Below are 25,463 nucleotides of genomic sequence, written 5' to 3'. Positions count from 1 at the left end.
ACCCTGTGGGAGCGGTCATCGGCCGCGAAGGGTTCGGCGCGGTGAACCTGACATACCGCGGTGCCCCTTTCGCGGCCACGGACCGCTCCTACGGGGATCGCGGTCACCCTGTAGGAGCGGTCATCGGCCGCGAACGTCGCGCCGCGGTGTGGCTCTGTCAGGCCAGCAGTTCGCCGCGCAGCGAGTGCGGGCGGGCTTCGGCGATGTGGATGTCGACGAACTGGCCAATCAGCCTTGCATCCGAGCAGGTGAAGTTGACGATGCGGTTGTTCTCGGTACGCCCCTGCAACTGGCCAGGGTCCTTGCGCGAATAATCGGTGACCAGAATGCGCTGGGTAGTGCCCACCATCTGACGACTGATCTCGAAACCCTGCTGGTTCAGCCGATGCTGCAGCGCATCCAGACGTTGTTTCTTCACCGTCTCGGGCGTGTCGTCGGCCAGATCCGCCGCCGGCGTACCAGGCCGCTGGCTATAGATGAAGGAATACGAGAAATCCATGCCCACATCGGTAACCAGCTTCAGGGTCTGCTCGAAGTCTTTCTCGGTTTCGCCGGGGAAACCGATGATGAAGTCCGAGCTGATGCAGATGTCCGGTACCGCCGCCTTGAGCTTGCGCAGCTTGAATTTGTATTCCAGCACCGTGTGGCCGCGTTTCATGGCCGCCAGCACGCGATCCGAGCCCGACTGCACCGGCAGGTGCAGGTGCTTGACCAGTTGCGGTACTTCGGCGTGGGCCAGGATCAGGCTGTCGGAGAACTCCAGTGGGTGCGAGGTGGTGTAGCGGATGCGCTCGATCCCGTCGATCTGGGCCACCATACGGATCAGCTCGGCCAGGTCGGCCAGGCGGCCGTCGTCGGTCTGGCCGCGATAGCCGTTGACGTTCTGCCCCAGCAGGGTGACTTCGCGCACGCCGTTGTCGGCCAGGTGCATGACCTCGGCCAGGACGTCGTCGAACGGTCGGCTGACTTCTTCGCCGCGGGTGTAGGGCACCACGCAGAACGTGCAGTATTTGCTGCAGCCTTCCATCACCGAGACGTAGGCGGTCGGGCCGTCGATGCGCGGTTCGGGCAGGTGGTCGAACTTCTCGATCTCGGGGAAGGAGATGTCCACCTGCGGCAAGCGGGTGATGCGCGCCGCGTCGATCATCTCGGGCAGGCGATGCAGGGTCTGCGGGCCGAACACCACATCGACGTAGGGCGCGCGATCGCGGATGGCTGCGCCTTCCTGGCTGGCCACGCAGCCGCCGACCGCAATGACCATGTCTGGCTTGGCCAGCTTCAGTTCGCGCCAGCGGCCCAGTTGCGAATAGACGCGGTCCTGGGCACGCTCGCGGATCGAGCAGGTATTGAGCAGGATCACGTCGGCGTCTTCTGCGCGTGCCGTGACTTCCAGGGCTTGATGTTCACCCAGCAGGTCGACCATGCGCGAGCTGTCGTACTCGTTCATCTGGCAACCGTGGGTTTCGATATAAAGCTTCTTGGCCATGGGGTGATCATCAAGTGGTTCAAAGAACCGCGCATTATAGTGCCCGTGGTCGGTGGTTCCTAGCATTGCCTGTCGGGCGGCTATGCTATAGTTTTCGCCCTCTTCCAAGCTCACGACCTTATATCTGCCGACGATGACCAAACGCGAAGCTCCAATCTACAAAGTGATTTTCCTCAACCAGGGCCAGGTATTCGAGATGTACGCCAAGCAGATCTACCAGAGTGATCTGTGGGGGTTTCTGGAGGTCGAGGAATTCGTCTTTGGCGAGCGCACCACCATGGTCGTCGACCCCAGCGAAGAAAAGCTCAAGGCTCAGTTCGAAGGTGTGACGCGCAGCTTCGTGCCCATGCACTCGATCGTGCGGATCGATGAAGTGGAGCGCCTGGGCACGCCGAAGATCAGCGAGGCACGCATGACTGGCAATGTCATGCCATTCCCGATGCCGATGCCCGACAAATAGTCATCTGTCGGACCGCTGCCAGGCTCAGGGCAGCGGGGCGAAAGGCGACCGGCTGCCGCCGTCGGCCGTCTGCAACTCGAGCAGGTATTTGCGGAAAATCTGCCCCAGTACCTGGGTGGCCACTTCGAGGTCTTCGCGGCGCATCTGCCCGGACACCTCGTCGGCCGCGTCAAGCGCATCCTCAGCGCCGTTGACCGCCGCCATCTTCAGCACGATATAGGCCTGGACGTTGTTGGCCGCCACGCCTTCGCCCTTGAAGAACATCGTGCCCAGATGATACTGGGCCTCGGCATGCCCTTGCAGGGACGCTTGTTCGAAGTAGCTGAGGGCCTGGTTCAAGTCGCGTTCGGTTCGAGTACCGTCGTAATAGAACTGACCAAGCTCGAATTGCGCCTGGGCGTCGCCGTCCTTGGCGGCCTGCTGACAGGCAGCCAGCGCTGCGGGCAATGCCTGGGCAGAGGTATTGAGGGTGCAGCGACCCACCGCCGGAATCAACAACGAATTGCCGCCTGCGGTAGCCATTAGCGGCTGAAGAAGCAACAGGCAGCCCAATGCAAGGGCGCGGCCGGTGCGGTTCATGGGGATCGACTTACCTCTGCGGAATGCGGGCGGACCCGACGTCGAAACGTGGCGGGTGCTGCATTATGAAATAAGCGGGGGGGCTGTTACAAAGTCTTTACTCGTTTTTCTGCGATATCGCTCAGATGGCACTGTTTCACGGGGTGCCAGCCGCGGCAGCGGTCCGTGGCCGTAGACAATCCAGCACGGTGTGTCAGGCGCACCGTGTTGCCTTCTTCGCGGCCGCTGACCGCTCCTACGGATTTAGATGCAACCTTCTGCGTAGGAGCGGTCCGTGGCCGCGAACGATGCGCTGCGATCGGCCAGGCATACCGCAGCGTCCTTTTCGCGGTCGCTGACCGCTCCTACGGGAGCGAAGGTGGTTACTTCAGCGCAGCGAACGCTTTCTCGGCAGCATCCAGGGTGATCGCCAGCTCGGCATCGCCGTGGGCGATGGACGTGAAGCCTGCCTCGAATGCGCTCGGCGCCAGGTACACGCCGCCGTCGAGCATCAGGTGGAAGAAACGCTTGAAACGATCGGCGTCGCTGGTCATGACGTCTTCGAAGGTGACGATGTCATCGGCGCCGCTGAAGTACAGGCCGAACATGCCTCCGGCCTGAGTGGTGACGAACGGAATGCCCGCGGCATCGGCACGCTGCTGCAGGCCATCGAGCAGGCGTGCGGTGTAGTCGCTCAGCTCGTCATGGAAACCGGGGCGGCTGATCAGCTTCAGTGTGGTCAGGCCGGCGGCCATGGCCAGTGGGTTGCCCGACAAGGTGCCGGCCTGATAGACCGGCCCCAGCGGCGCAATGTGCGACATGATCTCGCGCTTGCCGCCGAAACAGCCGACGGGCATGCCACCACCGATGATCTTGCCGAACGTGCTCAGGTCCGGGGTCACGCCGTAGTAGGCCTGGGCACCACCGAGGGCCACGCGGAAACCGGTCATGACCTCGTCGAAGATCAGTACCACGCCGTACTGGTCGCAGAGGCGACGCAGGCCTTCCAGAAAGCCCGGCGCAGGCGGTACGCAGTTCATGTTGCCCGCCACCGGCTCGACGATGATGCAGGCCACTTCATCGGCGACCTCGGCCAGCATCTGCTCCACCGCAGCGATGTCGTTGAACGGCAGGGTCAGGGTGTGTTTGGCGAACGCCGCCGGTACGCCGGGCGAGCTGGGCACGCCAAGGGTGAGGGCGCCGGAACCGGCCTTGACCAGCAGGCTGTCGGAATGGCCGTGGTAGCAGCCTTCGAACTTGATGATGCTGTCACGCCCGGTGAAACCACGGGCCAGGCGAATGGCGCTCATGGTTGCCTCGGTCCCCGAGCTGACCATGCGCACCATTTCCATGGACGGCACGATCGCGCAGACCAGGTCGGCCATCTGCGTTTCCATTTCGGTGGGGGCGCCGTACGACAGACCATGTTCAAGCTGTTTGCGCACCGCATCGAGCACGTCCGGGTGGCTGTGGCCCAGAATCATCGGACCCCAGGAACCGACGTAGTCGACGTAGCGCTTGTCGTCTTCGTCGGTGACATAGGCGCCGGCGGCGTGCTTGAAGAACAGCGGCGTACCGCCAACGCTCTTGAAAGCACGCACGGGCGAGTTGACGCCACCGGGAATGTGCTTCTGGGCGTTGGCGAACAGAGTTTCGGAACGGGACATAGATAAGCTCTCTTGCATCAGGCAGTTTCGAACAACGCGTTCAGCGCACGGGCGCGACGGGTGACTTCCTGGGCCGTGTCGGCGCCGAACAGCGCATGCACCACGGCCAGCAGGTTGGCACCCTGGGCCACCAGCGGAGCGGCGTTGTCCAGGGTGATGCCGCCAATGACGGCAATCGGCAATTTCAGTTCGGCACGCGCCTGCGCCAACAGTTCCAGGCTGGCAGGCGATGCGTCGGGCTTGGTCTGGGAGGCGAAGAAGCGCCCGAAGGCGACGTAGCTGGCCCCTTCGCGGGCGGCCTGGTGGGCCAGGTCGAGACGGTTGTGGCACGTGCTGCCGATGATCGCCTTGCGGCCGAGCAAGGCGCGGGCAGGCGTCAGCGGGCCATCGGTCTGCCCCAAGTGCACGCCGACGTTGAGCCGCGCGGCCAGTTCGGCATCGTCGTTGATGATCAGGTGCGCTTTGTAGCGTTCGCACAGCTGGCGCAGTTTGTCGGCTTCGCGCAGGCGCCGGGCGTCGTCGTTGCTCTTGTCACGGTATTGCAGCAGGGTAATGCCGCCGTCCAGTGCAGCCTCGACGTACTTGAGGAACTTGCCGGCCAACAGTTGGCTGTCGGTGATGGCGTAGACGCCACGTAGGTTCATCGCTCGGTCCTGAGGCAGGGGGCAGGGGTTCGGCTCAAGAGCAGAAATCCAGGGGCAGGCGGCGCGGCACGAATTGCCCGTGGCCCAATTGCTCGGCGTCACGCAAGGTGCGCCAGGTGTAGTCGAGCGCCGACTGCACCGCGCTTTCCAGGCCTTCGCCCAACGCCAGGCGGCCGGCCAGGGCGCTGGCCAGGGTGCATCCGGAGCCGTGGTAACTGCCGGGTAGGCGCTGGCAGGTGAACGTTCGACGACTGCCGTCGCGGCTGTACAGGCGGTTGTGCACTTCGTGCTCGTCGCCATGGCCACCGGTGATCAACAGGTGCTTGCAGAACGGCAGCAACTTCTGTGCGCATTCATCGGCGCTGCCTTCGGGCAGGTCGGCGAGAATGCGCGCCTCGGGCAGGTTCGGCGTCGCAATGGTCGCCAGCGGCAGCAGCCTTTCGCGCATCGCGTAGCCGACCTCGTCCTTGCCCAGGCTGCCGCCGCCACCGGCGCGCAATACCGGGTCACAGACCATCGGCAGATGGGGATGGGCGGACAACAGCTCGACCACGGTTGCGACCATGTCCACCGAACCGAGCATGCCCAGCTTGACCGCCGCCACCGGCGAGTCGCTGAGCACGGCATTGGCCTGCGCCAGGATCCACTCGCGGTCGAGCACGCGGAAATCGCTGACATTGACCGTGTTCTGCACGGTCAGCGCCGTGATCGTCGGCGCGGCATGGCAGCCCTGCGCGAGCAAGGCTTCGATATCTGCCTGCAGGCCGGCGCCGCCACTGGGGTCGTGGCCGGAGAGACAGAGGACAACGGGGCGGGAACTATAGATATTCATGGTGCGCGAGCTTATCACGGTGCAGGGCGTTGTAGCAGGGCCGCGAGCGGCGTCGAGCGCGCCTGCCGCGCTGCGATCGGTGAACGGCGTTCGCGCTTTGCAGGGGGGCTATGTATCATATTGACACTACGCTGCAACACATCCCGAAGGCACCATGCGCTATTTGCTTATCTTGATAATGGCCTGGCTGCCCATGCTGGCAGGTGCGGTCGACTTCGACGAAACCACGCGCAGCCTCGCGCTGGGGCGCACGATGCAGGTCTACGAGGATGTGTCGGGCGACGCCACCATCGAGCAGATCACCACCGGCCTGGCCCCCGCTTTTCGTCAGCACCACAGCGACGTGCTCAATGCCGGCTACTCGCGATCCGTGTATTGGCTGCGCATCGATCTGCGCTATGTACCGCGCGCCGACGGATCGCCGCACAGCTGGCTGCTGGAGCTGGCCTATCCGCCCATGGACCACCTGGAACTGTTCTTGCCCGATGCCGCCGGGCAGTACCGCTCGGTGCAGCGAACCGGCGATGCCTTGCCGTATGCCAGCCGCCAGATCAAGCAGAACAACTACTTGTTCGAACTGCCATTCCAGCCAGGTGAAGCGAAGACCGTGTATCTGCGCCTGCACAGCCAGGGCTCGGTGCAGGCGCCGGTCAGCCTGTGGTCGGCCAACGCGTACCTCGAGGCACAGCCCTCGAGGCTGTACGTACTCGGCCTGATCTACGGCGTGTTGCTGGGCATGCTGGTGTACAACCTGTTCATCTTCCTCAGCGTGCGCGATCGCAGCTACCTGTACTACATCGTCTATATCGCGTCGTTCGGCCTGTACCAGGTGTCGGTGAACGGTGCCGGGGTCGAGTATTTCTGGCCCGACAATCCGTGGTGGGCCAACGCTGCCACGCCATTCTTCATCGGCGCGGCCGGCTTCTTCGGTTGCCAGTTCTCGCGCAGCTTTCTGCAGACGGCGCGGCACAGTCGCTGGATGGATCGACTGCTGCTCGGCCTGATGGTCTACGGCGCCGTGGTCATGGTGCTGTCGCTGTCGACCAGCTACGCCCTGGCATTGCGCCTGGCCACGTTGCTGGCGCTGTGTTTCACCGTGGTGATCTTCTCCGCCGGCATCCTCGCCTGGTTGCGTGGCATGCGCCTGGCGCGTTACTTCATCATTGCCTGGAGCGCGTTCCTGCTGGGCGGCATCGTCAATACCCTGATGGTGCTGGGCTATCTACCCAATGTGTTCATCACCATGTACGCCAGCCAGATCGGTTCGGCGCTGGAGGTCGGCCTGCTGTCGCTGGCCCTGGCCGACCGGATCAACGTGCTGCGCGACCAGCAGGCGCAGACCCTGAAGCAAGCCGGGCTGAAGCTTGAGCAGGCGAATCAGGAACTGGCTGCCAGCAACCGGCTCAAGGACGAATTCCTTGCCACTGTCACCCATGAGCTGCGCACCCCGATGAATGGCGTGATCGGCTCGCTGGAACTGATGCAGACCGTGCCCATGGGGCCGGAGCTGGCGCAGTACCAGCACACCGCTGCAGGTTCGGCGCGGCACATGATGCGCATGGTCGACGACATCCTGATCCTGACCGAGCTGCAAGCCGGGCGGCTCTATCCGCGCAACGAACCGTTCAGCCTGCAGGCGCTGCTGGACAGCGTGCAGATGCAATTCAGCCGTCAGGCCCAGAGCAAGGGGCTGGCGTTCACCGTGGAGCGCGCAGCCGGTCTGCCCGACCGCCTGCAGGGCGATTCGCAGAAGCTTGCCCTGTGCCTGGGCTGCCTGATCGACAACGGCATCAAGTTCACCGGCGAAGGCAGTGTCAATGTGCGCGTCAGTGGCGGCGAGCCAGTGAGTGATCAGCTGCAGATAACCTTCACGGTCAGCGACAGCGGCATCGGTTTCAGTCATCGCGACGAAGAAACCCTCTATCAACGCTTCTACCAGCTCGATGGCTCGGTGACCCGCGAGTACGGCGGATTGGGTATCGGCCTGGCGATCTGTCGGCAGCTGGCCGAACTGGTAGGCGGGCAGCTTCATCATCAGTCCGAGCCCGGACGCGGCAGCTGTTTCGAACTGAGCGTGCGCCTGGGTGTTGTCGAAGCGCATCCGGGTCGTGCCTTGAGCACCAGCGCCGGTGCCTTTGGCACCCAGCGCGCAGCCCATGAATGCACGGTATTGCTGGTGGACGCCAACAGCGTCGACCAGTTGGTCGTGCGGGCCATGCTGCTCAAGCTCGGCTACCGCGTGCGCACGGCCGAGGACGGCGCCGGTGCGCTGGCCCTGCTGACTCGCGAGCGTTTCGATGCCGTGCTCATGGAGCACAGCCTGCCCGCACAGAGCGCTCTGCACACCACCCGCCAGCTGCGCAGCCTGCCGGGATGCGAGCGATTGCCGGTGCTGGCGATCACCGAGCCCGGGCAGGCCCCGCGCGAGGCGTGCCTGGCTGCCGGAGTATCGGTCTGCCTGGCGCGCCCGGTGCGCTTCGAAGAACTGCAGGCGCTGTTGCACGGTTGCATCCTGAGCCATCCCAAGCCGGTGTCGCCGCCGATTGCAGATGCGCCCCCCGGCGCTGCCCCGGCGTAATCAAGGCCGTCGCACCGGGGGTGCCTTTCGTCGGCATTGCAGGCAAGATGCAAGCCTGCCAGATCAGCCAGGACATGCCCCATGAGTAATGCTCCAGACTTCGTAGTTGTGGAAACTGCCGAACAAGCCGTGGATCGGTTGGCAGAACTGCACGAACGGGCCACTCGCGCCCTGAGCCAGGCGCTCAAGCGCTACCTCAAGGATCGCAGCGAGCCGGATGCGGCCGAGCGTGATCTGTTTCGCTACCCTGAACTGCGCCTGACCTACGCCTACGGCGGCGAACTGCCTGCCATCACCCGGGCCTACGCCAAGGTCAACCTGCCTGGCGTGTACTCGGTGACCGTGACCCAACCGGCCGCCTTCCGCGGTTATCTGCTGGACCAATTGCGGCCGCTGATGCGCGACTTCGCGGTCACCATCGAAGTCGGTGTCAGCGAGCAGAACATTCCCTATCCCTATGTCGTCGACCAGGGCGACGAGCTGGCCGGCAGCGGTGTGACCGCAGCCGCCCTGGCGCGGGTGTTCCCCAGTACCGACCTGTCTGCCGCCACCGATGGCATCGCCGACGGCCTGTACGACTGGGCCACGGCCGATCCCCTGCCGCTGGCGCTGTTCGACGCCGCGCGGGTGGATTTCTCCCTGCGTCGCCTGATCCACTACACCGGCAGCGACTGGAAGCACGTGCAGCCGTGGATCCTGCTGACCAACTACCACCGCTACGTCGACCAGTTCGTCACCCACGGCCTGGAACAGCTGCGCAACGACCCGCGCTTCGTGCGCCTGGTGATGCCGGGCAACGTGATCATCGAAAAGAGCATGGACAACGGCGAAGCCCAGGCGCTGGTGGCCAGCGTGGTATGGCACCGCTATCAGATGCCGGCGTATCACCTGATTGCCGAGGATGGCGACGGCGTGACGCTGGTGAACATCGGCGTCGGGCCTTCGAACGCCAAGAACATCACCGACCACCTGGCCGTGCTGCGTCCGCATTGCTGGCTGATGATCGGCCACTGCGGTGGCCTGCGACAGTCGCAGACCATCGGCGACTATGTGCTGGCCCACGCCTACATGCGCCAGGACGGCATTCTCGATCGCGTCCTGCCACCGAACATCCCCATTCCGGCCCTGGCCGAAGTGCAGCTGGCATTGCAGGAAGCGGCGGCACAGGTGACCGGCGAGCGTGGCGACGACTTGAAGAAGCGCCTGCGTACCGGCACCGTGCTGACCTACGATGATCGCAACTGGGAGCTGCGCTGGGCCCAGGAGCGACCGCTGATCAACCTGTCGCGCGCCGTTGCGGTGGACATGGAGAGCGGCACCATTGCCGCCCAGGGCTATCGCCTGCGGGTGCCGTACGGCACTCTGCTGTGCGTGTCGGACAAGCCCTTGCACAGTGAGATCAAGCTGCCGGGCTCGGCCAACGCGTTCTACAACCGCGCGGTCAGTCAGCATCTGAACATCGGCATCACGGCCTTGAACTTGCTGCGCAACCAGCTCAACTCGCTGCACTCGCGCAAGCTGCGCAGCTTCGATGAGCCGCCGTTCCGCTGACAGGTTTGCCGTGGCTGGCAAGGGCCTCTAGCATGAGCGCCCTTGCCAGCCCGAAAGCCGCTTCGTCATGCCTCTTCCTCCTCGCTCCAACAAACGTCCACCCGCCAGCGGCCGCCGTGTGGCCAAGGCCCCGCCGGCCCAGCCGCGGCTGCTGCTGTTCAACAAACCGTTCGATGTACTGACCCAGTTCAGCGACGGTGAAGGGCGCGCGACGCTGAAGGATTTCATCGACATTGCCGGGGTCTATCCGGCCGGTCGCCTGGACCGTGACAGCGAGGGGCTGCTGTTGCTGACCAACGACGGCCAGTTGCAGGCGCGCATCGCCGACCCGAAGCACAAGCTGGCCAAGACCTATTGGGTGCAGGTGGAAGGCGTACCCGACGAAGACCAGTTGCAGCGTTTGCGCACCGGAGTCGAGCTCAACGATGGCATGACCCTGCCGACGCAAGCGCGGCTGCTGGACGAGCCGGACCTGTGGCCGCGCGATCCGCCGGTGCGCTTTCGCAAGAGCATACCGACGCATTGGCTGGAGCTGGTGATCAAAGAGGGGCGCAACCGTCAGGTGCGGCGCATGACGGCCGCAGTGGGCCTGCCGACCTTGCGCCTGGTGCGGGTGCGCATCGGTGACTGGAGCCTCGAGGGCCTGGGGCAGGGCGAGTGGCGCGAGGTGCCGGCCAGTCTGTAGCCGACCTGGGCCACTGTGGGAGCGGGTTCTACCCGCGAAGGTGCTGCAAGTCTGTTTCGGGCCTGAAGCTCAGCGCAGATGGGTCAACGGTAATTCAGTGCTGGCCATTACCTGGTTGAGAACGAAGCTGGAGCGCACGCTGGTGACGCCCTCGATCCGCGTCAGATGGCCCAGCAGCAGCTTCTGGTAGTGGTCCATGTCCGGCACCACCACCTTGAGCTGATAGTCGGCATCCATCCCGGTCACCAGGCTGCATTCGAGGACCTGAGGCAGCCCGCGAATCGCCGCTTCGAAAGTCTCGAAGCGTTCCGGCGTGTGCCGGTCCATGCCGATCAGCACGTAGGCGGTCAGGCTCAACCCCAGCTTCTTGCGGTCCAGCAGGGCGACCTGACGGGAAATGTAGCCGTCGTCTTCGAGCTGCTTGACGCGCCGTGAGCAGGGCGACGGCGAGAGACCGATGCGTTCGGCCAGTTCCTGGTTGGAAATGCGCGCGTCACGCTGCAGTTCCGCCAGAATGCTCAGGTCATAGCGATCAAGCTTGCTCATCAAATCTGCCTTCGTGTTTTGCGTTGCGGCAAATTATCTATCCGAAGGCAAAAATTGCGCAAGTGCTGTGTAATTCAGCAATGTTCGCAATCGGCTGCTGCGTCCGTGGCGCTATTGTTATTCACAGAATCACTGCCCGGACACACGTCCACTGCGATCCGCTCAATCAGGCGGATTGCGGCCACCACCCCCACCGGGGTCGCGCTGGCCCCCGGGCTGCATGCGGCCCAGAAGGCAGCGTGAGGTGAGCCGACGTCACAAGCGTCGAGCAAGGACACAGTTCGCGAGAGGAGGCCTATGGGTCTCCTCTTTTTTCGTCTGCGAAATGTATGTGACCGGTGCCTGGCGTGCGGTCATGAACGCGCAGTACGTGCCGATATCCTTTGCAGGCACCTGACGGGATCTTCACAGAACCGCGTTGGGGTTTGTCAGTCTGATACTGGGTGACCCCCTTTTTCTGCGAGGAACAGCATGAACTTGCCCCTATGGCGTATGGCCGGTCTCGCTGTGCTCTGCCTGGCGGTGGGCGCGCCTGCGTATGCGGAAGGCCCGCAAGACCAGTTGCGCGGCAGTTCCAATGGTGGCCAGCGTGGGCCGGGTGGGGGCAATGCCGGGCCTGGGCAGCCGCAGGGAGGTGGGCAGTACCGACCACCGCAAGGTGGCAATCAGGGTCAGTGGCAGGGGCGACCGCCGCAAGGTAATCAGGGTAATCAGGGTCAGTGGCAAGGTCGGCCAGGCGGCGGCAGCCAGAACCAGTGGCAAGGCAACCAGCCGGAGCAGGGTCGCCCGGATCAGGGTGGTCCCGAAGGTGGCCAACAGGACAATCGGCCGCAGATCATCGGCAAGCCCGACGCAGTGCGCCAGACCCAGGCGCCGCTGCGAGGCAGTTATCCGGACCTGCGTCGCGACAACGATCGGCGCTGGGAGGGCGGTCGAGACCGCTGGCCCGGCGAGCACGGTGGCGGCTGGGGCCCCGGCCCGCAGTATCGTCCGGGTCAGGTGATCGATCGCTTCCCCGGCCAGAATTATCGCGTGCCGTATCGGGGGCAGGATTATTACTACTCGGGTGGGTACTGGTATCGGCCGCAGGGTCCGCAATACGTGGTGATCGAGCCGCCGCGCGGCGTTCGGGTGCGCGTGCTGCCCGACTACGCCCAGCGCATGTGGATCGGCAGTTCGGTGTTCTTCGTCGCGGCCGGCACTTACTATCAATGGGCCGACAATACCCAGGAATACGTGGTGGTGAATCCGCCAGTGAATGCCAGTATCCCGCAGCCAGCGCCGACCTTGACCAACTATGACGTCGCCGCCTATCCGGCCCAGGGCCAGAGTCCGCAGCAGATCGCCCAGGATCAATACGAGTGCAAGCGCTGGGCCGTGGAACAAAGCCGCTTCGACCCGGCCAGTGCCACCTATGCGCCATCGCCCGAAGTGGTCAGCGTGTACCGGCAGAATCTGGCCAATTGCTTCGCATCGCGTGGGTATACGGTGAACTGATCGGCCGTGCACCTCTGTCAAGGGCGCCCGCTTTCTGCCTGACACACCGCATTCGCCGCCGACGCGGCTTGCGCCGCTGCTACATGGGGCCGCGTTCTGTCGGCGCGCGGCATGCGTTTACGTGGCGCCCAGATCCCCTGTAGCAGCGGCGCAAGCCGCGTCGGCGAACATTGCGTTTTCCCTGGCTGACCGCATTCAACTCAAATGGGGTCGGCGTGAACCAGGACTTCGGCACGTGGATACTGGCTTTCGATGGCTGTTTCCACGCCCTCGCAAATGCCATGGGCCTCGGCCAGCGACAGCTGCCCTGGCAACTCCAGATGCAACTGCACGAACCAATGATTGCCCGACATGCGCGTGCGCAAATCATGGGCCCCGAGCACGCCCGGCACATTGCACGCCAGCGCCAGCATCTGTTCACTGACATCCACCGGCAGCTCCTTGTCCATCAGGATTGCCGTGCTTTCGCGGGCGATCTGCACCGCGCTCCACAAAATGTACAGCGCAATACCGCAGCCGAAGAAAGCATCCAGCTGAGGCCAGCCGTAACTCGCCAGAACCAGCGCTACCAAAATGCTGCCATTGAGCAGCAGATCAGAGCGGTAGTGCAGCGAGTCCGCCCGCACGGCTGTCGAACCGGTTTCGCGGATGACCTTGTATTGCAGGGTCAGCAGCGCCACGGTCAACGCCAAAGAAAGAATCATCACCGCGATGCCTACACCAGCCGCGCCCAGCGGCTGCGGGTCCTGCACCTGCTTCCAAGCCTGGTAACCGATCAGCACCGCACTCGAACCGATGAACAGCGCCTGGGCCATCCCCGCCAGAGCCTCGGCCTTGCCGTGTCCATACCGATGATCGTCATCGGCCGGACGCAGCGCGTAGTGCACCGCCAGCAGGTTGAGAAACGATGCCGCGCCATCGAGCACCGAATCGGTGAGCCCCGCCAGCAGACTCACCGAACCACTGAGCCACCAGGCAACGGCCTTGGCCACGATGAGAATGCTGGCGACCGCGAGCGACGCCCTTGTCGCCAGCCGCAGCAGACGTGCGTGTTCCTTGCTGGTTGCCATTAAAAATCCTTAGATAACCGGCTTCAAGCCATACATAGCCAGTTGTTCGACGCTGCCGGTGTGCTGGATCAGGCGCGGATCGTCGAGCGGCAGGCTGCGGCCCAGCTCGGTTTCCAGAATGGCCTGCAGCTTCAGGTTATCGACCTTGCCGTCGCGACCAATCGCATGCTGCAGCTTTTCCGGCGCTACCTGTGCGGTCTTGCCGTCGTTGAGGTAGATCGCGCCGGTGGCGAAGTCCACACCGAAGGCTATCAGCCCCGGCAGCACATAGAAGAGGATACCGATGGCGTCCAGCGCCGCCACGACCGGGTCGATACGCCCTTCGATCTGCCCGCGCCGATCCGGCCAGAACAGGGTGCCGCAGGCGGTCAGTTGGGTTACCAAGGCAGCGACAACGGCGCCGCCGATCAAACGTGAAGGAATACGCATGGCAATCTCCGCAAAATAGGCCGCAACGATACAAGCAAATGGTCAAGCCGAGTAGATGGACCTTGTTACCTGAAGGTCGGTTCGCTGACCTTGGCGTCATATCTATACGCGCCTGGCTGCTGCCCACCGGACCCGAATTATTTTGATTGCGCAGGTGCAGGTAGCACGGTTGCCGCTGAGGCAGGAGTGCCTGCTGACTCAGGCCTGTCTATACGTACCCCGACGCCGATAACCTCGGCCAGCCCGGAAACGAATCGCTCCTTGGCACTTCTAGAGAACTCATCTCGCTCACCGCTCGATGCCGCGAAGAACAGGATAAGCAGTACGGCTAACGTGGTGAAGAAATTGCCGATTACACCGCCTGCGCCACCAAACGTCAGTACCTTTACCCTATGCCAGAACCGCTCGCCAAGCGTCTCGTGCTGATGTTTTGCAATGAACTTCCAAAGTCGATTTTTGAAACGTTCTTCCAGTTCTTCTTGTTTTTCTTCGGCAGCCTGTGCCAGCAGTTCTGAAACTACGCGAGTAGACTTTTCGCGGTACATTCCCAAGGCAGGTAACTCGGCGCAGACCACATGGTTTCGCAGCTCCAAGTCCGTCGGACGTCGCTGGTTCAAGCGCTCGAACTCTTGGAGGTACTGCTGTTTGCTCTGCTTATAAAGACAATAGGCAAGCTGGCCTACAACGTCGTTATCATCGTTGACCAGCTGCTGGTAAACGACGTTGTATTCGATCTCCGCAGGGGAAGCCACTTTGGACGCGGGAGCGGATTGCTTGCTGGATGGTTTAAAGGAGTGGCGATTAAGGCGCTTTTTCCACATGTTACCGAGAGGCCGATTGCTTGGCTCTTGCAAAGCGCGCGTTGATGGAATCAGCATCCTCGGAGCGAAAGAGATCACGCGCAAACGAGCCAACAGCCTTCTTTGCGCTGTAACGACTCAACACCTTGGAGGCGAAGTCATCTTTTTTGCCGATCATTTTCAATAGATTGCTCATGAAGCCCTCCGTTCACTGAGTTCAGTATACAACGCACCTCAATGCTGCACCGTCCCGGAAATAAGCCGCAATGTTGCAAACAAACGGTGATGCCTAGGGGAAAGACAGTGTTCCTCGAAGGTCAGTTCGCTGACCTTGGAGTGCTATCCATACGTGCGCGGCGCCTGCACCTCGGACCGGCGTTATACTTCGCGCCCGACCTGGAGCCTTCATGACCTCGCTACCCATCGACGCCGTCCTGCCTGCCCTGCGCCAAGCCCTGGCCGAGCGCCATGAAGCGGTGCTCGAAGCCCCGCCCGGCGCGGGCAAGACCACTCGCGTGCCTTTGGCGCTGCTGCACGAGCCTTGGCTGGCCGGGCAGACCATTCTCATGCTCGAACCGCGGCGCCTGGCCGCGCGGGCGGCGGCGGAGCGGCTGGCCAGCGAGTTGGGCGAGCGGGTTGGCGAGACGGTCGGCTACCGCATTCGGCTGGACAGCAAGGTAGGTCCGAACACCCGTATCGAGGTCGTGACCGAGGGTATTCTTACCCGGCGCCTGCAGGATGATCCGGCCCTGGACGGGGTGGGGCTGGTGATCTTCGATGAGTATCACGAACGCAGTCTGGATGCCGACCTCGCGCTGGCCTTGAGCCTCAACGGCCGGGAGCTGCTGCGCGACGAACCGCCGCTGAAGATCCTGCTGATGTCCGCCACCCTGGAAGGCGAGCGCCTGTCCGCGTTGCTCGACGATGCCCCGGTACTGCGCAGCGAGGGCCGGATGTACCCGGTGGACGTGCGCTGGGGGCGGCCGTGGCAGCCGGGTGAGTTCATCGAGCCACGAGTGGTGCAGACCTGCCTCGATGCCCTCGATGAACAGACTGGCAGCCTGCTGGTGTTCCTGCCGGGCCAGGCCGAGATCCGCCGCGTGCATCAGCAGTTGGCCGAAGCCCTGGCTGGCAATGTGAATGTGCTGCTGTGCCCGCTGCATGGCGAGCTGGATCTCAATGCCCAGCGCGCCGCCATCGAGCCTGCGCCCGCCGGCAAGCGCAAGGTCGTGCTGGCGACCAACATTGCCGAAACCAGCCTGACCATCGACGGTGTGCGCGTAGTCATCGACGCCGGCCTGGCGAGGGTGCCGTGTTTCGACCCCGGCAGCGGCATGACCCGCCTGGACACCCAGCGCATCTCCCGCGCCAGCGCCACCCAGCGGGCCGGACGGGCAGGGCGTCTGGAGCCGGGCGTGTGTTATCGGTTGTGGTCCGAAGACCAGCACGCCCAGTTGGCGGCCTACGGCAGCCCGGAAATCCTCCAGGCAGACCTCGCCAGCCTGGCCCTGCAATTGTCACGCTGGGGTGTCGAGCCGGCTCAATTGACCTGGCTGGACCAGCCGCCCAGCGCGGCGTATGCGCAGGCGCAGGACCTGTTGCTGCGCCTCGGCGCACGCCTGCCCGACGGCCGTCTCAGCCCCCATGGCCAAGCCATGGCGCAGCTGCCGGCGCACCCGCGCATCGCTCATCTGTTGTTGCGCGGCCATGCCTTGGGCCTCGGCGACATGGCCTGCGATGTGGCAGCATTGTTAGGTGAACGCGACATTTTGCGCGGTGCCGGTGCCGACCTGCACAGCCGCCTCGTGTTGCTGTCCGGCGAGCAGAAGGCCCAGCGCCAGAGCCACGGCGCCGTGCAACGCATACGGCAGTTGTCCCGGCAGTACCGCGGCTACTTGCGTGGCAGGCCGGCGACGCCGGTCGAGAACCCTGCGCACCCGCGCTGGCTGGGCTGCCTGCTGGCCCTGGCCTACCCGGATCGCGTGGCGCAGCAGCGTCGCGAAGGCGGCGCCGAGTACCGCCTTGCCAACGGCCGCGCTGCCTTGTTCGGCGAGGTGGACGGCTTGATGAAACAGGCCTGGATCGTCATCGCCGACCTGGGCAGTCGTCAGGGGCAGCGTGAGGAACGCATCTACCTGGCTGCCGAGTTCGATCCCGGGTTGTTCGATACGGTGCTGGCCGAACAGGTCAGCCGCGTCGATCACCTGGACTGGGACGAGCGCGAGGGCGTCCTGCGCGCCGAACGCCAGCGCAAGGTCGGTGAACTGATCCTCAGCCGCGAACCGCTGCCAGGGCTGGACGCCGACGCCCGCGCCACCGCGCTGCTCGGCCTGGTGCGGCGCAAGGGCCTGGAGCTGCTGCCCTGGACCCCAGAACTGCGCCAGTGGCAGGCGCGGGTCGCGCTGCTGCGCGCGCTGGACACCCAGAACCCCTGGCCGGACGTCAGCGACGCGGCGTTGCTGAAGCAGCTGGAACACTGGCTGCAGCCGTACCTGGGCAAGGTCACACGCCTGAGCCATTTCGGCCAGCTCGACCTGTCCTCCATCCTGCGCAACAGCTTGCCCTGGCCGCTGCCACAGAAACTCGACGAGCTGGCGCCAACCCACATCGGCGTGCCGTCAGGGTCGTCGGTACGCCTGGACTACAGCGAGCAACCGCCGATCCTCGCGGTGCGCCTGCAGGAGCTGTTCGGCCTGGCGGAAACACCGCGCATCGCCGGTGGACGGCAGGCGGTGAAACTGCACCTGCTGTCACCGGCGCGGCGGCCGGTGCAGGTGACCCAGGACCTGGCCAGTTTCTGGGCCAACACCTACGAGGAAGTGAAGAAGGATTTGAAGGGGCGGTATCCCAAGCATTATTGGCCGGAGGATCCGTTGGTGGCCGAGGCTACCGCTCGAGTGAAGCCTAGGAAATCCTGATAGGGGATGAGAATGTCGCGGGCGTCTCTCAGACGAGATTGGCCGCATATTAAATGTGACTGCCGATGCGGTAAACTTTCACCTGCGCAATATCCAAAAAAGATTGGCGCCTGCAATCGAGTTCAAGCCGTCACCTATGCCGTAGCCCAAGGCCACATCTGATGCCCGAGGCATAGCAGCCTTGGCCGCTATGCCAGCACACGCTGAGGTAAAGACGTCGATCGCGGCTTGCTCATACAACCAGCGCACTACTGCGTGTACTTGCTCATAGTCGGCCTGCTCCGGCATTGCTTCAGCCAGAGTTATGGGCGCCTCGCCCTGCAACACGGTGATAAGCGTACGCACTTCCTGTAGATGCTGCACACTCAACATCGCGCCACCGCAAACAGCAACTCTGGCTCTTTGTCCAGCGCTAGCATGTACAAGGGGCTGTCAGCCCTTGCGCGGATCACCCGCTGCCAGTACTCGGCACTGCCGGGTTGCCCCAGTGTGCGGTCACGAATAATTCCGGTCGTGGCAGTAATCATGATTCACCTTCAATCCGGGAAAGCATCAGGGTAAAGATCCTTGTAGATATTCTTGATCTGTTCATCGTCCATGCTCAGGACACGCACCAGTACCCCACTGAACATGCATGGCAGGGATGCCAAGACAATGAGCAAACCCAAGGCTGCCATGGCGTAGCCCACGCCTAGCGTTTCAGAAAAAGCCCCACCGACCAGAGCCCCGAAGGGGATGACCATGCTGGAAACAAACGAGGTCGCAGACCCGATCCGGTTGCGGTAATTGTCGGGGGTAGCCAGCATTCGCACGGTCGAGGTGTTTACGGTCACCATGACCAGGCCGATGCCTGCGATAAACAGCAAGGGCACAGTTACTCCGGCGAACCAACCGGGCTCGACATGGAAGAATTGGCTGAAAAGCCCACAACCAAGCATGGCCAGCCCAACCAGCAGGAAACCGCCAAATACTACATAGGGCCGGCCACAACGCTCATTGGCGCGTTTCACTAGGAACAGGCTACCGGCCAGTAGGCCCAACGCGAAGGCGCCCTCGGTGACGGCGATCAACCATAAGTCTTGGGGGAAATAGCGATTGATCAGCACAGGGAACAGCACCGCGAAGAGCGGGTACAGCGAGAAGTTGACGATGAACGCCAGTAGGCTCAGGTTCCATTCAGGCTTGACCCGATAGAGCGCGGTGAAACCTTCACGGGTGCGTGTGTACCAACTCGCCAGATAGGACATCTGCCGAGTGGTGCCAGGGCTGTGGCTGGCAGCGGGCGCCCTGACTAGCACTATCAGTGCTAACGCCACCATGACTGCCAAGGAGTTGAGCCAGAGAGTTCCCAACACCCCCAGCGGGCCTAATAAAATGCCCGCAGCCAGAGGCCCCATCAGCGCAGATGATGAACCGACGATGCTTCTGAGGCGCACCGCATCGCTGATCCTGTGCGCGGCAACCAGTGTAGGTGTCAAGCTCATCTGGACAGGGTCGCGAATGCCAATGGTTACCCCCGAAATCGCCAGACAGCCCCCGATCACCCAGGGAAGGTAAAGATCCAGGGTGCTTAGGCCGGCCAGTACTAGGGTCATTGTTGCGCTGATGACGTAGCAGCCCACCAGCAGGCGGTGCCTGTCATACTGATCCCCCAGCCAGCCGAACACCGCTCGTGCCAGCACATCCGCCAGGGTGGCCACCGCGACATAGCCTGCAAAGGCAACGGGGTCTGCGGTTTTCCCCAGCACCCACCAAGCGATTGCGAATTGACCACAACGCGTTCCCACCGCGTTCAAGAACGCTGCTAGTTGGATCAGGTAGAAATCCCGTCCCAGCCCACCGAGGGAAGGATTACTCATTGCCCGACCTCAGCGCAGCGCAGGCGCTCCAGGCAGCCGGCTGCAACGTAGGCGTCTATTCCACCGGTCAAACTGCGGCAGCGGCCCTCGCCGACGGCAGCGCTAATTGCATGCAAGGCTTTCAAGCTGCGCACGCCACTTTTGCAGTAGACCACAGTCTCGACGCCAGCCACTGTCTCGGCCAGGCGTTGTGGCAACTCCCTCAAGGGAATGTTGATCCCGCCCAACAACAGCGTCAGATGATCGTGCCCGTCCCGCACATCAATCAATTGCAGCGCAGGTTCGCTCCACAAAGCAGTCACTCTCTCGTAAGACCTGTGTTAACTATTGGCTGTACATAAACAGCGCGTACGAAAAGTCTCGCCGAAGCGGGACTTTTAATTTAGAGCGTGATTATTCGAAGTCGCTTTTTGGCATTTGGCAGTCTGGACATAGCCATGAGTCGCTCACATCGTCCCAGTGCGTGCCTGGGGGTACACCATTAGCCGGATCGCCCTTGGATGGGTCGTATTCGTAACCACAAACAGTGCAGGTCTTAATGTCATTTTCCGAAGCCATACCTCAATCCTTATCTATCATTATAAAATTACAGTCGAAATCAATCCGGCAGCGCCTAATATGAAACCTATCACTGCACCTTTCTTTGGTAACTCCTGCAGCATGGCGTAGATAACGATAGGTTCTAAGATAAGCAATAGAGTCAGTGACGCTACAGTGACAACCCAAATATTGCCAGAAGCTTGATAGCCCAGCCAATAGGCAAATACCAAACTGACTCCTGCAATACATATCAGGAGTATGGGCTTGATAAACATACCCGGCGTTTCCAGAAGCTTTCCAGGTAGCTTGGCAGCATATACTTCACTGTAGATCGTCAAAATCTCCCCGAACACCATAAAAGCTAGCGCGAAAAGCATGTAGTATTCTTTTTTCACTAAGACCTCTTATCTAGTATTTGCAGGATCTCTCGTATCACTACATCGCCGACCTCATGATTATCTAGCAAGAAATGTGGTCCGTCGTGATCGAACAAGAAGGTGTTTTTATAATCTCCGCCTTCGAAGTTTGCGATCGTTCTAAGTACCTTTTCAGCCTCGTGTAGCCTGTGAGGGTAATAGGTTTTCAGGATCTTAATAGCATTGCCAAAGTGTACGGCTTCGTCAGCAATAAGATTCTTGATCCAAAACTTAAATCCATTCCCTCGTGTTCAATAGATACCACTGTGATATTGCAGCTCGAGGTTAATATAGGGTTAGAAGAAGTCAAGTGATGATTGATTGCGCCTTGAAGGGTGGCGAGTTGGAATGAAAAACTGTACTGACTTTTAGAGCGTATCTGTATCTTTTCTCGCTGTCGATCTATCCAAAAACGGCGTTAGCTTAATAGGCTAATTTTATCTAAGTCGTTGTTTTTCTAGGCCGTGCAAGTCGTTTATGCTCAGCGCGTCACTTTGTCTTCGGTACGGATCGCCAAACAGCGGGTATATGTCTCTAAATGTGTCAGCTCGCGGATGACATTGATGCACGGTGCGTTCAGCGTTGCGCATTGGAGTCGATTGAGGAATAGGAGCGTTCGCGTTACTCGATCAACTGCGGGCTCCAGAGTCTGCTGATCTATTATGCTCGGTACTTGAGATCACCCGATCTCGCTACTAGGCGTACTGCCGAAAACGTCGGTATCCGGATGCCGGACGAGTCGTTTTGCGTAGCCGCGTGAACGTGCTGTTTACCCAAGGCCGAAGCGCAGCGGGCAGCTGGAGCATCTTGCCGATGATGGAAAAGGGACGCCATGCAGATCGGGCGATTCAAGGTATATAGGTTGATGCGCGAGATAGTGGGTTAGCGTTTCGCGCTGTCGGCAGGCCCCATTCCCAAGCGATCTTGTGCGCGACCTGCGCGACCTGCGCGAACTGCGCGATTGCTGAGATACCTGGTCGGGGCCGTGAAAAGTCATGCCGTGGACTTTACCAAAGCAAGCCGAGTGCTACAGCTACGATGGAGGGAACATAACTAATAGCAAGCATTATTGGCCGGATAACCCACTGGTAGCCGAACCCACGGCGCGCATCAAACCCCGCAAGTAAACCCCACCTACCACAGCGCAATGTCATACGTCAGGTACAGCCGATTGCTGTCGCGCCCGCGCGCGGTGTCGGAGCGATAGACGTAGTTGCGCAGCTTAACCCCCAGGCCCTTCAAGGTGCCGGTCGGTACCACGTAGGCCAGTTCGATGTCGCGCTCCCACTCGTTCACGCCGGCAGGGCCCGACTTGCCGTCCGAGCCGCTGATGTAGCGGGTCATGAAGCTCAGGCCGGGGAAACCCAGGTTCTTGAAGTCGTAGCCGTAACTGGCGAGCCAGGCCTTTTCATCTTCCTCAATGAATTTGCCGATGCCGACGTTGCTGAACGAGTACACGGTAGCGCCGTTGATGTAGGGCAGGCCGCCGTCGCCGTGGATCTGCTGGTAGCCGGCGGCAACGGTGTGGCCTGCAATCGCGAAGCTCAGCTGACCGCTGAACATGCCATTGTCGATCTGTCCGGAATAGTGGTTGCCTTCATCCCGGCTGAGGAAATACCGCAGGTCGGTGGTCAATGTGCCGGGGCCCACTGGCAGGGTGTGCAGCAGGCCGAAGAAGTCCTGGCTGTAGAAGTCATCGAGCTGGCCGCGAAAGTAGCTGAGTCGCAGCTGCTTGTTCACGGTGTAGTCGGCGCCGGCATAGGTGAAATCGCCACCCTCCCTGCCGGAATAGCCGTCGGGGATGATCGAGCGGCTGTCGGTGGAGTCACGCAGCTTGAACTGATCGAGTTGGCCGGCGGTGAGCAGCCAGTCATCGAAGTCTTTGCTGACGAGCTGGGTGCCTTGGTAGGTCTGCGGCACCAGGCGTGCGTCGTTGTAGACCAGCACCGGTGTCTTGGGCAGCAGGGTGCCATGCTTGACCACGGTGTGCGCGAAGCGCGCCTTGGCAGTGAGGCCCAGGCTGGTCGACTCATCGGCTGCGCGACCGTCACCGTGCACGGGCAGCAGCCCGGTACCGCTGCGGCCACGGCCAGAGTCGAGCTTCATGCCCAACAGGCCGAGGGCATCGAACCCCAGGCCGAACGTTCCTTGCGTGTAGCCGGACTGGAAGTCCAGCAGCGCGCCCTGTGCCCACTCGGTGCGCTCGCTTTTGGCAGTGGCGGCGGCGCGCGGGCTCAGGCCGTTTTCATCGCGGAAGTTTTCGTTGAAGTACACGTTGCGAAGTTGCAGTTTCAAGGTGCTGTCTTCGATGAAACCTTGGGCGGTCGCCGAGCCTTGCAACAAAACGCTCAGGCACGGCAAAGCGAACCCGCCGATCAGGGTTGTACGCATGGGTGAACTCTCTTCTTGTTATGGGTAGCGGGGGGTTATGCGAACAGGCTGATTGCACCGGTCAGCAGGGCCAGGGCGGTCACCACCAGGGAGGTCAGTACCGCCCATTTGACGGTTGCCTTCTGAAAGTCGCCGATGTCGCGGTCGACCATGCCGACCAGCAATAACGTCGACGCCACCAGCGGGCTCATCAAGTGCACGGGCTGGCCGAGGATGGAGGCGCGGGCGATTTCCACGGGGGAGATGCCATAGGCGGCCGCAGCGTTGGCCAGGATCGGCACCACACCGAAGTAATAGGCGTCGTTGGACAGCACGAAGGTCAACGGCATGCTGGTCACCGCAACCACCAGGGGGAACAGGTGGCCCCAGGAAGGCGGAATCATGTCGACCAGCGACTGTGCCAAGGCGTCGACCATCTTGGTGCCGCTGAAGATGCCAGCGAATACGCCCGCCGCGAAGACCAGCAGCACCACCGTCATGGCGTTGCCGGAATGGGCGAGAATGCGCTCCTTCTGGATGTCCAGCTGCGGGTAGTTGATCATCAGCGCCAGCACGAAGCCGATCAGGAACAGCACCGCCGAGTGCGCCAGGCCCATGACCAGCGCCACCATCACGCCGATCACCAGCAGCAGGTTGACCCAGACCAATTTCGGCCGCTTGTAAGGTGTATCGCCCAGAATGGCCTCGATGTAGCACTCGCCGCCACCACTCTGCAGGTGCACGCTGCCGATGCGTTTGCGTTCGGCCCTGCCCAGCAGGTACGCGGTGAACACCACCCAGGCGGCGCCGCCCGCCATCGTCGGCAACAGCGGAATGAAATACTCGCTCGCGTCGATGCCCAATACGGCAATGGCACGGGTGGCGGGGCCGCCCCAGGGCGACATGCCGCTCATGATGCCCAGCGCCAGCATGGCCACGGTGGCCAGGACCATCGGGTTCATGCCGATGCGCTTGTACAGCGGCAGCATGGCTGCGCAGGTGATCATGTAGGTGGTGGTGCCGTCGCCGTCCAGTGCCACGGTCAGCGACAACAGCGCGGTGCCGATGGCGATCTTCACCGGATCGCCGTTGACCTTCTTGAGGATCTTGCGGATCAAGGGGTCGAACAGGCCGGAGTCGATCATCAGACCGAAGAACAGGATGGCGAACAGCAGCAGTGCAGCGGACGGGGCGACCACTTTCAGGCCATCGAGGATCATCTTGCCGGTGGTGCCGCCGAATCCGCCGATGATGGCGAACACGATCGGCACCACGGTCAGTGCGACGATGGGGGACAAGCGTTTGGACATGATCAGGTAGGTGAACACGACCACCATGGCTAAGCCTAACAGCGCCAGCATATGAGTTATCTCTTGTAGTTATTTGGGGAGTTGCGCTGATGCGAAAGCGGGTCACTCAGGGTAGAGCGGATGTGGCCTCAACCGGCCAATCGGTGTGTCGTTGGCACGTGGACATTGCCTGAGAACAATCGACGGGCCGTTCTCACGACCGAGGCTCGAACGGTACCGGCGTCGTGGCCGACGTAGGACAGGCTGACTTCGATGGCGCCGCTGGGGTGTTCGATCTTCACCGTGGTCAGGCGCTTCTGGTGGCGCTGGCCCAGCATCCGCTCCAGCACGGTCCCGTCGGTGACACAGGCGGTTGCCAATCCGATCGAGCCGGTAATCGCCAGTGCCTTGTGGCAATTATGCGGCATGAAGTAGCGTACTTGCAGCGTGCCGCCGGCCTGGGGCGGGGCTACCAGCACAGGCTTGGGGATGACCTTGTCGGTTACATCGCCCAGGCCCATCAACAGGCCGGCGCGCAGGCGCAACGCTTCGAGGGTGCGAAGGAATTTGGGGTCGGCGTCGAGTTCGGCCGGGCTTTCATTGCCGGTCTTGCCCAGCTGTGTCGCTTCGACGAGCATCATCGGCATGGCCATGTCGATGCAGGTCACGGGGACATCGCCCAGCCAGTCCACGGTGGCTCCGGTGGGAAACAGCTTGCCAGTCTTGCTGCCCGCTGCGTCGAGAAAGGTCAGCCCCACAGGGGCGGCAGTGCCGGGTACGCCGTCGATCGCGGTATCGCCTTCGTAGGTGACCTTGCCGTCGGGCGTGCACACATCGGCGCAGATGAACGTGCCGGTATTGAGGTTGCGGATGCGCACCTGAGTCACCCCCGACTGTGCCTGTACAAGGCCCTGATCGATGGCGAACGGGCCGACTGCGCAGAGCATGTTGCCGCAGTTGGGCGCGGTGTCCACGCGTCGTTGCGAAACCATCACCTGGACGAACAGGTAGTCCACGTCCGCGTCCGGGTGATCGGAGCGAGACACGATTGCCACCTTGCTGGTCTGCGGGCTGCCGCCGCCAATGCCATCGATCTCCAGCTCGTGCCCGGAGCCCATTGCATCCAGCAGCATCTCATCGCGCTCGGCCGATCTTGCCGGTAAATCGGAGGCCAGAAACACTGGTCCTTTGGAGGTCCCGCCACGCATCAGTACGCAAGGAATCAGTTGCATAAGTCACGACTCTGGTAATCAATGGACGTCATTGAT

The 25,463-nt window shown here is 62.2% G+C and carries 25 protein-coding genes; 6 read left to right on the top strand and 19 right to left on the bottom strand.

Annotated features, from left to right (window positions below):
* Positions 1 to 157: 157 nt before the first annotated feature.
* Positions 158 to 1,486, bottom strand: a complete 1,329-nt coding sequence (miaB, locus tag IFT57_RS17550; RefSeq protein WP_192152182.1) for a tRNA (N6-isopentenyl adenosine(37)-C2)-methylthiotransferase MiaB — start codon at positions 1,484 to 1,486, stop codon at positions 158 to 160.
* Positions 1,487 to 1,619: 133 nt separating this feature from the next.
* Here miaB and IFT57_RS17545 point away from each other — a divergent pair, with 133 nt between their 5' ends.
* Complete coding sequence (locus tag IFT57_RS17545) at positions 1,620 to 1,946, top strand: DUF1820 family protein (protein WP_122715031.1); 327 nt, start codon at positions 1,620 to 1,622, stop codon at positions 1,944 to 1,946.
* Positions 1,947 to 1,970: 24 nt separating this feature from the next.
* Here IFT57_RS17545 and IFT57_RS17540 read toward each other — a convergent pair whose 3' ends face one another.
* The 4 genes from IFT57_RS17540 to IFT57_RS17525 all read right to left on the bottom strand — a co-directional run bounded on the left by IFT57_RS17540 (position 1,971) and on the right by IFT57_RS17525 (position 5,647).
* Positions 1,971 to 2,525 (bottom strand): tetratricopeptide repeat protein, encoded by a 555-nt coding sequence (locus IFT57_RS17540; protein WP_122715032.1) that lies wholly within the window; start codon positions 2,523 to 2,525, stop codon positions 1,971 to 1,973.
* 362 nt (positions 2,526 to 2,887) lie between these two features.
* Entirely contained in the window at positions 2,888 to 4,171 is a 1,284-nt protein-coding gene (gene hemL, locus IFT57_RS17535) for a glutamate-1-semialdehyde 2,1-aminomutase (RefSeq protein WP_122715033.1), read from the bottom strand.
* A 17-nt stretch (positions 4,172 to 4,188) separates the two neighbouring features.
* A complete protein-coding gene (thiE, locus tag IFT57_RS17530) occupies positions 4,189 to 4,815 on the bottom strand; it encodes a thiamine phosphate synthase (RefSeq protein ID WP_122715034.1) in 627 nt (208 codons plus the stop codon).
* Between the two features lie 34 nt (positions 4,816 to 4,849).
* Positions 4,850 to 5,647: a hydroxymethylpyrimidine/phosphomethylpyrimidine kinase gene (locus IFT57_RS17525; RefSeq protein WP_192152181.1), complete on the bottom strand. Its 798-nt coding sequence runs from the start codon at positions 5,645 to 5,647 to the stop codon at positions 4,850 to 4,852.
* A 154-nt stretch (positions 5,648 to 5,801) separates the two neighbouring features.
* On the opposite strand from IFT57_RS17525, the gene IFT57_RS17520 reads away from it, so the two are divergent.
* The 3 genes from IFT57_RS17520 to IFT57_RS17510 all read left to right on the top strand — a co-directional run bounded on the left by IFT57_RS17520 (position 5,802) and on the right by IFT57_RS17510 (position 10,461).
* The gene (locus IFT57_RS17520) at positions 5,802 to 8,225 is read left to right on the top strand and encodes a hybrid sensor histidine kinase/response regulator (protein WP_192152180.1); all 2,424 of its coding nucleotides are present in this window, start codon (positions 5,802 to 5,804) and stop codon (positions 8,223 to 8,225) included.
* An 81-nt stretch (positions 8,226 to 8,306) separates the two neighbouring features.
* Complete coding sequence (gene amn, locus IFT57_RS17515; protein WP_122715037.1) at positions 8,307 to 9,776, top strand: AMP nucleosidase; 1,470 nt, start codon at positions 8,307 to 8,309, stop codon at positions 9,774 to 9,776.
* A 118-nt stretch (positions 9,777 to 9,894) separates the two neighbouring features.
* Positions 9,895 to 10,461: a pseudouridine synthase gene (locus IFT57_RS17510; RefSeq protein ID WP_192152233.1), complete on the top strand. Its 567-nt coding sequence runs from the start codon at positions 9,895 to 9,897 to the stop codon at positions 10,459 to 10,461.
* A gap of 69 nt (positions 10,462 to 10,530) precedes the next feature.
* Here the strand turns inward: IFT57_RS17510 and IFT57_RS17505 are convergent, their stop codons facing one another.
* Positions 10,531 to 11,007 (bottom strand): Lrp/AsnC family transcriptional regulator, encoded by a 477-nt coding sequence (locus IFT57_RS17505; protein WP_122475484.1) that lies wholly within the window; start codon positions 11,005 to 11,007, stop codon positions 10,531 to 10,533.
* A 471-nt stretch (positions 11,008 to 11,478) separates the two neighbouring features.
* Here IFT57_RS17505 and IFT57_RS17500 point away from each other — a divergent pair, with 471 nt between their 5' ends.
* On the top strand, positions 11,479 to 12,504 hold the full coding sequence (locus tag IFT57_RS17500) for a DUF6515 family protein (protein ID WP_192152179.1): 1,026 nt from the start codon (positions 11,479 to 11,481) through the stop codon (positions 12,502 to 12,504).
* A gap of 200 nt (positions 12,505 to 12,704) precedes the next feature.
* Here IFT57_RS17500 and IFT57_RS17495 read toward each other — a convergent pair whose 3' ends face one another.
* From IFT57_RS17495 to IFT57_RS17480, 4 genes are all read right to left on the bottom strand, one after another.
* Positions 12,705 to 13,574, bottom strand: a complete 870-nt coding sequence (locus tag IFT57_RS17495) for a cation diffusion facilitator family transporter (protein WP_192152178.1) — start codon at positions 13,572 to 13,574, stop codon at positions 12,705 to 12,707.
* Between the two features lie 9 nt (positions 13,575 to 13,583).
* A complete protein-coding gene (locus IFT57_RS17490; RefSeq protein WP_185795154.1) occupies positions 13,584 to 14,003 on the bottom strand; it encodes a polyribonucleotide nucleotidyltransferase in 420 nt (139 codons plus the stop codon).
* Between the two features lie 137 nt (positions 14,004 to 14,140).
* Positions 14,141 to 14,755 (bottom strand): hypothetical protein, encoded by a 615-nt coding sequence (locus IFT57_RS17485; protein ID WP_192152177.1) that lies wholly within the window; start codon positions 14,753 to 14,755, stop codon positions 14,141 to 14,143.
* A gap of 70 nt (positions 14,756 to 14,825) precedes the next feature.
* On the bottom strand, positions 14,826 to 14,999 hold the full coding sequence (locus tag IFT57_RS17480; protein WP_192048727.1) for a hypothetical protein: 174 nt from the start codon (positions 14,997 to 14,999) through the stop codon (positions 14,826 to 14,828).
* Positions 15,000 to 15,210: 211 nt separating this feature from the next.
* Here IFT57_RS17480 and hrpB point away from each other — a divergent pair, with 211 nt between their 5' ends.
* Positions 15,211 to 17,721 carry an ATP-dependent helicase HrpB gene (gene hrpB / locus IFT57_RS17475; protein WP_192152176.1) on the top strand — a complete coding sequence of 837 codons (2,511 nt, stop codon included), beginning with the start codon at positions 15,211 to 15,213 and terminating at the stop codon, positions 17,719 to 17,721.
* A gap of 78 nt (positions 17,722 to 17,799) precedes the next feature.
* Here the strand turns inward: hrpB and IFT57_RS17470 are convergent, their stop codons facing one another.
* The 9 genes from IFT57_RS17470 to IFT57_RS17430 all read right to left on the bottom strand — a co-directional run bounded on the left by IFT57_RS17470 (position 17,800) and on the right by IFT57_RS17430 (position 25,427).
* On the bottom strand, positions 17,800 to 18,093 hold the full coding sequence (locus IFT57_RS17470) for a hypothetical protein (RefSeq protein WP_192152175.1): 294 nt from the start codon (positions 18,091 to 18,093) through the stop codon (positions 17,800 to 17,802).
* Positions 18,087 to 18,248: a hypothetical protein gene (locus IFT57_RS17465; RefSeq protein WP_192152174.1), complete on the bottom strand. Its 162-nt coding sequence runs from the start codon at positions 18,246 to 18,248 to the stop codon at positions 18,087 to 18,089. Before IFT57_RS17465 ends, IFT57_RS17470 begins: the two co-directional genes overlap by 7 nt.
* A gap of 9 nt (positions 18,249 to 18,257) precedes the next feature.
* Positions 18,258 to 19,580, bottom strand: a complete 1,323-nt coding sequence (locus IFT57_RS17460) for an MFS transporter (protein ID WP_192152173.1) — start codon at positions 19,578 to 19,580, stop codon at positions 18,258 to 18,260.
* Positions 19,577 to 19,882 (bottom strand): rhodanese-like domain-containing protein, encoded by a 306-nt coding sequence (locus tag IFT57_RS17455; RefSeq protein WP_192152172.1) that lies wholly within the window; start codon positions 19,880 to 19,882, stop codon positions 19,577 to 19,579. The genes IFT57_RS17460 and IFT57_RS17455 overlap by 4 nt, the downstream gene beginning before the upstream one ends.
* A gap of 91 nt (positions 19,883 to 19,973) precedes the next feature.
* Positions 19,974 to 20,138 carry a rubredoxin gene (locus IFT57_RS17450; RefSeq protein ID WP_192152171.1) on the bottom strand — a complete coding sequence of 55 codons (165 nt, stop codon included), beginning with the start codon at positions 20,136 to 20,138 and terminating at the stop codon, positions 19,974 to 19,976.
* A 20-nt stretch (positions 20,139 to 20,158) separates the two neighbouring features.
* Positions 20,159 to 20,497: a hypothetical protein gene (locus IFT57_RS17445; protein WP_192152232.1), complete on the bottom strand. Its 339-nt coding sequence runs from the start codon at positions 20,495 to 20,497 to the stop codon at positions 20,159 to 20,161.
* Positions 20,498 to 21,670: 1,173 nt separating this feature from the next.
* Complete coding sequence (locus tag IFT57_RS17440) at positions 21,671 to 22,927, bottom strand: OprD family porin (RefSeq protein WP_192152170.1); 1,257 nt, start codon at positions 22,925 to 22,927, stop codon at positions 21,671 to 21,673.
* Positions 22,928 to 22,962: 35 nt separating this feature from the next.
* On the bottom strand, positions 22,963 to 24,267 hold the full coding sequence (locus tag IFT57_RS17435; RefSeq protein WP_043192708.1) for a CitMHS family transporter: 1,305 nt from the start codon (positions 24,265 to 24,267) through the stop codon (positions 22,963 to 22,965).
* 77 nt (positions 24,268 to 24,344) lie between these two features.
* Positions 24,345 to 25,427, bottom strand: coding sequence for a 4-oxalomesaconate tautomerase (locus IFT57_RS17430; RefSeq protein ID WP_192152169.1), 1,083 nt, complete (start codon positions 25,425 to 25,427; stop codon positions 24,345 to 24,347).
* Positions 25,428 to 25,463 lie beyond the last annotated feature (36 nt).

The sequence above is a fragment of the Pseudomonas sp. CFBP 13719 genome (assembly GCF_014842095.1).
Lineage (GTDB): Bacteria > Pseudomonadota > Gammaproteobacteria > Pseudomonadales > Pseudomonadaceae > Aquipseudomonas.
This window is presented reverse-complemented; position numbering and strand designations above follow the sequence as displayed.